Here is a 6,702-nt window from a genome sequence, read left to right on the forward strand (position 1 = left end):
GATGCCGGCGTGAAACTGCAATGTGAACTCACTGAAGCCAAAGGAACGATGATCCCGAGATGAATTTTTCCCTGCGTAGACATAAATACATCCGGCAAACCCGGCAAATTCAAGCCTTGATCAAGCAGTACCAGGCGCTTGGCGATGAGCAGCTGAAGGCGAAGACGGTAGAACTGCGTGAGCAGCTCGCCCAAGGCAAACCGCTCGATAAACTGCTGGTGGAAGCATACGCGACCGTCTGTGAGGCGGCGCGGCGGGTGCTGGGCATGGTGCCGTATGACGTTCAGATTTTGGGCGCCGTGGCGATGGAAGACCGCAACATCATCGAAATGAAAACCGGTGAAGGCAAAACGTTGACCGCGATCATGCCCATGTACCTGCATGGTCTGACTGGGCCAGGCAATTTTTTGATTACCGCCAATGAATACTTGGCCAACCGTGATGCCAAAGAAATGGGCGTGGTTTACCAGTGGCTGGGGCTGACGGTGATGCCTGGTGTGGCCGAAGAAGGTAGCGATGAAGACGAATTAGATCGCCACCAGGTTTACAGTGCGGATATTGTCTACACCACCAATAGTGCGCTGGGCTTTGATTATCTCACCGATAACCTGGCTTCGACCGCTGAAGACCGTTACATGCAAGGCTTCAACTTTGCCTTGCTGGATGAGGCCGATGCGGTGCTGCTGGATTCAGCTTCGACGCCCCTGATTATTTCCGGGGCGCCGAGGCCGCAATCGAATTTTTACGTGTCTTCAGACCGGCTGATCAAAATGCTGGTGGAAGATGAGGACTTTGAACGCAGCGAAGACGAAAAGCAGATCTGGTTCACCCCAGCTGGGATTGAGCGCATGCAGGCGTATTTTGGCGTTGACGATTTGCTCAGCAAAGACTGGACCGACTTGTACCGCCATCTGGTGCTGGCCTTACGGGCGAATTACCTGCTGAAGCCAGACCGTGATTACATCGTCGCGCATGGCGAGGTGTCGTTGATCGACATTACCAATGGCCGCGAACTGACCGGGATGAAACTGGAAGCAGGGATGCACCAGGCGCTGGAAGCCAAAGAAGGCGTGGGGATTACCCAGGAAATGCGGGCGATGGCGCAAGTCACGTTCCAGAATTTATTTCGCATGTTCCATCAGCTGGCTGGCATGACCGGTACCGCCGCCACGGATGCGTCAGAGTTCATGGAAATTTATCATCTGGCGGTCTTTAAGGTGCCGACGCACAAGCCGAATATTCGCAAAGACCGGCCGGACCGGCTGTTCATCAGCAATGAAGCCAAGCTGCTGGCGTCACTCAAGGTGATTCGCCAAGCCTATGAAGATAAACGGCCGGTGCTGATTGAGACCGGCTCTTTGGCCCTGTCCAACCTGTATTCGCGGCTCCTGCTGCGGGAAGGCATTCCGCACAGCCTGCTGAATGCCCGCTCCGCTGCCAAAGAAGCGAACATTGTCGCCGAAGCCGGCCGGCCAGGCGCTGTGACGGTGGCGACTTCCATGGCCGGCCGCGGCACCGATATTCACCTCGGCGATGGCGTTAAGGCGCAAGGCGGGCTGCTGGTGCTGGGCACCGAGCGGATGGATAACCCCCGGGTGGACAACCAACTCCGTGGCCGCGCCGGCCGCCAAGGCGACCCCGGCGAAAGTTTGTTTTATGCCTCACTGGAGGACCGCATTGTCTTGCAAAACGCTCCACGCCATGTGCGCAAGTGGACCGACAAACATGCGACCGCCCCAAAACAGCGCTTGAGCAACCACGGCCGGTTTCGGCATGTGATTGACAATGCCCAGCGGGTGATTGCGACCGGAGAACGTTCACAACGGTTTTCCACGTTGCAATATGGCGAGGTGTTCCGGGTGCAGCGCGACAAAATTTATGAGCAACGCGATGCCATCATCGCGGGAGAAGATGTGCAGGGTAAGGTCGACTTTGCCGTTAAGCAAGCGGCGCGCAACTTTGTCCAAGATCATCCGCAACCGGACGTGGCGGCGTTTTTGGATTTTGTTTATCAGCATGTCGACCGTGACTACAATCCTGCCCCGGTGCGCGAAGCACCTAAGCTCGCGGCCGACGTTGATTACTTGACCGACTTGATCATGCACCGGCTCGCTGCGGTGCATGAAAAGCTGCCCGCCGAGGATCAATGGGCCTATTTTGAACGGCTGGCCCTGCTGAAGGCCATCGACTGGGAATGGATTGAGCAAGTGGACAACTTACAGACGCTACAGAGTGTCACCATGAATCGCAGCACGCAAGGCAGCAATCCGATGTATGAGTACCAAAAAGAAAGTCGGCGCAGTTTTAAGGTGATGAAACGCGCCTTGTATCAAGAAGTGCTGGCCAATCTGTTGTGCTCGGAGCTGATTGCCAAGGCCGATGGTACGGTGAAGGTTAATTTCCCTTAAGGAGGCAGCAATGAAAACCAATCATGATCTCTTGAAACGCTGCCTCACCACGATGATGCTGGTCGCCATTTTGGCTCTGGGCCAGCAAATTCCGATTCCAGGCTACGATCTCACCGCCGCTTCAGATGCTTTGGCCAAGTTCCAATTTTTGCAGGTCTTCAGTTACGCCACTGGTGGCGCACTCGGCGCCCCGACCTTAATGTCATTGGGCTTAGGCCCGTACATGACGGCGCTGATTTTATGGCAGGCGCTGTCTTCCTTGGGTATTCCCGCTGTGGATAAGCTTTCCACGCGCACTGCCGGCTTCATTCAAAACGGTATCACCGCGGTGTTAGCACTGGTGCAGGGTTTGGAAATGCTGTGGCTAAGTCGCTCGGCGCTGACGCCGCTATATCTACCAGGCGGCAGCTATGATTTCTCGTTTCTGGTGGCGCTTTTGATTTTGACCGCTGGGGCGATGCTGGTCGTGTATCTGGCGCTGTATAACGCCGACCATGGCATTGGAAGTACGGTGATGCTGATTTTACCCGGCTTGATTTTGAACATTCCGAACATGCTTCAAAATGGCTGGGGGCACTCGCCGTATCCGCTGACGCCGGAACATATCGCCACGGCCTGCGTCGTGGGCGTGATTGTGCTGCTGGTGGCCGTGCCCCTGAATTATGGCGAAATTCGCTTTGAACTGCAAAAGCCGATGCTGGAAAGTGCCTTTTCCAAGCCGTATCTGCCGCTACCGTTTTTGACGGCGGGTTCAATGCCGTTCATGTTTTCGACCATGGTTTTCACCATTCCACAAACAGTGGTGCAAGCCACCAACCTGCGCTTTTCCAAGGTTGGCCAAGCCATTTTAGCCTGGACCGATTACTTGAACTGGCGCGGGATTATCACGTATGGTGTGATTTTGGTGCTGTTAGGCTTCGTGTTCGGCTTCGTGAACTTCCAGCCCAGCAAACAAGCCAAAACCTTGAAGGAAAGTGGCGACTACATTGCCGGCGTGATGCCTGGCGATGACACGGAAGCCTTTTTGACCCATCACTTCCTGTGGCTGACGGTGATTGGCAACAGCATCATCTTTGTCATTGCGTTGCTCCCGCTGGTGATTGGGCTTTATATCAAAGGCATCTCGAACTACACGTTGCTGATTGGAAATCTGTTTATCATGATCACCATCATTTCAACGGTGGTGCAGCAGTTCCAAGCGCTGCGACTGAAAAACCAGTACCAACTCTTCGATGAATAAGCCTAAGGAGGTTCAGCATGCTTACATTATTGGTTGATTTAAACGCCGCGGATGCGCATCCGGACCTCAATCGGGTGGTGGAGCTGGCGCAAGTGTTCAAAGCTAATCAGCAGCCTTTTACCCTGATGACGGCAAAGGCCGCTCCGGATCTGCAGTTCATGCTGCACCAAGTGGGCTTGGATACCGTGCCGCTGGTACGCTTATATGACCAGTTGCTAGGCATCCACGAGCCAAGCGGTACGCCACTGCAGCTGGCCGAAGTGCCGCTGCCAGCCGATTTGCTCCCGGTGTATGCCTGGCCGAACGTGAATTACTTCGCCGGCGAGCGCCTGGCCAAAACGGTCGCGCTGCATCCGCGAGGGTTTGTCTGGCAAATCACGGACTATGAGCCGACCGGCGCGCGCAGCGTGGCGCAATACGATGACCGCGGCAATCGCCTGTATGTCGATTACCGTGAACAAGGCAATGGACTGGTCAAGCGTGAGTGGTTCGATGATCAAGATCAGCTCGTGATGACCGAAGACCGCCAAGGCGCTGTGACCATGGCACCGCAAGTCGCGAGTCGCTTCGCCTTCAGCCACTATCCGGACCGCAGCGCGGTGCTGGCGGAAGTGATGGACCGCTGGGTGATGGCCGCTGGCCGCCAGCCAACGCTAGTGGCAACGATGACGCCAGCCAATCTGGCGTTGCGCCGGCAGTTGACGCTGTTTCCGCAGGTGATTTTCCTCGCGGCGGCCAACACTGAACTAAAAGTGGTGGATCGCCTCAGCGTTCAAGCCGCCGACCAGGTGGTGCTACCGACGCAGGAAGACCGCCGACTGTTTTTACAGCAGTTCCAAAATGCCGCTGATTGGGAGGACCAGACGCGGGCGATTTTGCCGTATCCGACGTCCCTGAGCCTCGGGCATAGTAATGAAGTACCGACGATGATGACCTACTGGTTCGTTGGTGATGCAGATGAAGCGGAGTTCCGGCAAACGTTGGAGCAAATGCTGACCATGCTGCAGAAAAATCGCGCCAAAACAGTGATGATTGAAGCTGATGACGACGCGCGGGTGGAGGCTGGTCAGCACGTCGTGGCCCATTGGCTCGAAACCAAACTGGGCGTAGATTTACAGTCTGAGGATTATCAAAACGTGATGGCCTATCTGAAGAAAAAGCAGGCCAATGAGCTGACCCCGGCTGAGCGTAAGGCTGGCAAGAGCCTGCGGGAAAGCGCCGGTTGGGGGACCGCTAGTGCGGCCTACAACTTGCAGCAGCGCGTGGTGATGAACCCACCGCTTCCGCCGGAGGCTCAAGCGGCCGCGATGAGTGCGGCGCGCGTGTACTTGGATACCAGCAAGCTGACGAACCTGCGCTTGCAAATGCTGGCCATCAGCAATGCCATTCCGCAACTGGTGCGGCGCGCCAACGATTTTATCGAGGACCATCAAACTGGCATTGTGGTGGCGACCCCGGATCAAATCGTGCCGGGACTGAGTTATTTCTTGGATACGCTACATCATTGGAATACGGCGCAAGTGGGCAATGCGGCTTTGCTAGAGGCCAACACAGCCACCCACATTATGAACGAGTGGAAAAAGGTGATTTAAATGGCAACCATCAACGTTTTACATGTGGCGGCTCGTTCGCTGCCGCTATGGGACGCGTTAAGTGATGATTTTGAATATGATTGGTTGCCGGATGACACCGGGCAACCAGTGGCCGGCCAACCGCTGTTTTTGGCAAATGGGCAGTTTAACCCGCGCTATTTTCGGGCGCTTATCTTGCTTGATGCCACCTCGCCTTGGCTTGATCAGCCTGAGCGGCTGCGGGCGCTACCGGCCAATCAAATCATCTGTGATGTGCATGTGGCCCTGCCTGATGCGGCACTGGAAATTTTGAACCTGAAAAATGTGTTTTTCTTCGACTTCGAAGACGTCAAAGGCTTGGCCCATGACCTCAATGTTGATTTTTTCGACGGTCAACACACTTTCGGAATGGGGCCGCAGTTCCTGCGGCTCGATCCGACTTATCACGGTCCGCTCCGGCAAGAAGGCGGGGCGTATCGCGTCTTCACGGCCGCCAGTCCAGACTGGGTGCGGGTGGCGGCGCTGCCGAATCCACAGTATGTGCCAGCCAATTTTGATGACCATCTCACCTTGGAATACGTCGAGCAGCCCGGTCAAGCCGAACTAATGATGGCTATTGACCTGCTGACAGAAGGGGCGCCGACCCAGCGTATCGCGCTCACCGGCGACCAACTCCATGAAGGCTATCACCTGCTCGCCGAGGCGGCCACGGGGTTTAACGTGAGCTTCTACATTCGCGGCAGCGGTGAAGTCAAACTGGGCAAGTTCCATGTGCGGCGGTCTCGCGGCCGGTATGGCGAAGTGCTACTGAACTCGGTGCGGCTACTTGATCCGGCCAGTGGCTATGGTGGCATCATTGCTTACTTCGATGCTGGGGACTTGAAGCCGCCGCTGAATGTCTTCTTCTCCGGGTTTCGTGGGGATGACGGCTTTGAAGGGCGCGGGATGATGAGTCGCCTCGGCGCACCGCATCTGCTGATTACCGATACCCGGTTAATGGGGGGCGGTTTTTATATCGGCAGTCCGGCCTTTGAACAAGCCGTGCTGGATTTGATCAAGCAAACTCTGAAGCGGCTGCATTTCACTCCGGATCAGTTGACCATGGGCGGCATGTCAATGGGCACCTACGCGGCCTTCTACTATGGCGCGCAGTTGCCGCCGCGGGCTATTTTCGCCGGCAAGCCGCTGACCAACCTTGGCGCCATCGCCAAGGCCGGGAAGATTCTAAGACCCGGCGATTTTGAAGCCAGCTTTGATGTGCAACTGTACTATGAAGGCGACTTAAGCACCGCCAGCAGTGCGCATTTAAATCAGCGGTTGTGGCAACAATTCGACCCCCAGTTTACAATTCAAGTGCAACACCCTGACGACTAGACCAAAAAGGCCATGAAGACCTATTCTTGTTAGTACTAGCTAAACAAGAAAGCAGGAATCTTCATGACCCACTCTCAGACTAACACCCACAAGCATTACCAACAACTCA

The 6,702-nt window shown here is 55.6% G+C and carries 4 protein-coding genes; all 4 read left to right on the plus strand.

Annotation, left to right across the window (positions count from 1 at the left end; genetic code table 11):
- Positions 1-59: 59 nt before the first annotated feature.
- From secA2 to asp2, 4 genes are read left to right on the plus strand one after another with little or no spacing between them, the layout of a single operon-like run.
- On the plus strand, positions 60-2,408 hold the full coding sequence (secA2, locus tag EKM90_RS09920) for an accessory Sec system translocase SecA2 (RefSeq protein WP_125582174.1): 2,349 nt from the start codon (positions 60-62) through the stop codon (positions 2,406-2,408).
- A 10-nt stretch (positions 2,409-2,418) separates the two neighbouring features.
- Positions 2,419-3,648, plus strand: a complete 1,230-nt coding sequence (locus EKM90_RS09925) for a preprotein translocase subunit SecY (protein WP_125582176.1) — start codon at positions 2,419-2,421, stop codon at positions 3,646-3,648.
- 17 nt (positions 3,649-3,665) lie between these two features.
- Positions 3,666-5,240 (plus strand): accessory Sec system glycosyltransferase Asp1, encoded by a 1,575-nt coding sequence (asp1, locus tag EKM90_RS09930; protein ID WP_125582178.1) that lies wholly within the window; start codon positions 3,666-3,668, stop codon positions 5,238-5,240.
- Positions 5,241-6,593: an accessory Sec system protein Asp2 gene (gene asp2, locus EKM90_RS09935; protein ID WP_125582180.1), complete on the plus strand. Its 1,353-nt coding sequence runs from the start codon at positions 5,241-5,243 to the stop codon at positions 6,591-6,593.
- The last annotated feature ends 109 nt before the right edge of the window (positions 6,594-6,702 follow it).

The organism is Lacticaseibacillus suibinensis (assembly GCF_003946175.1).
In the GTDB taxonomy this organism is placed as follows: domain Bacteria; phylum Bacillota; class Bacilli; order Lactobacillales; family Lactobacillaceae; genus Lacticaseibacillus; species Lacticaseibacillus suibinensis.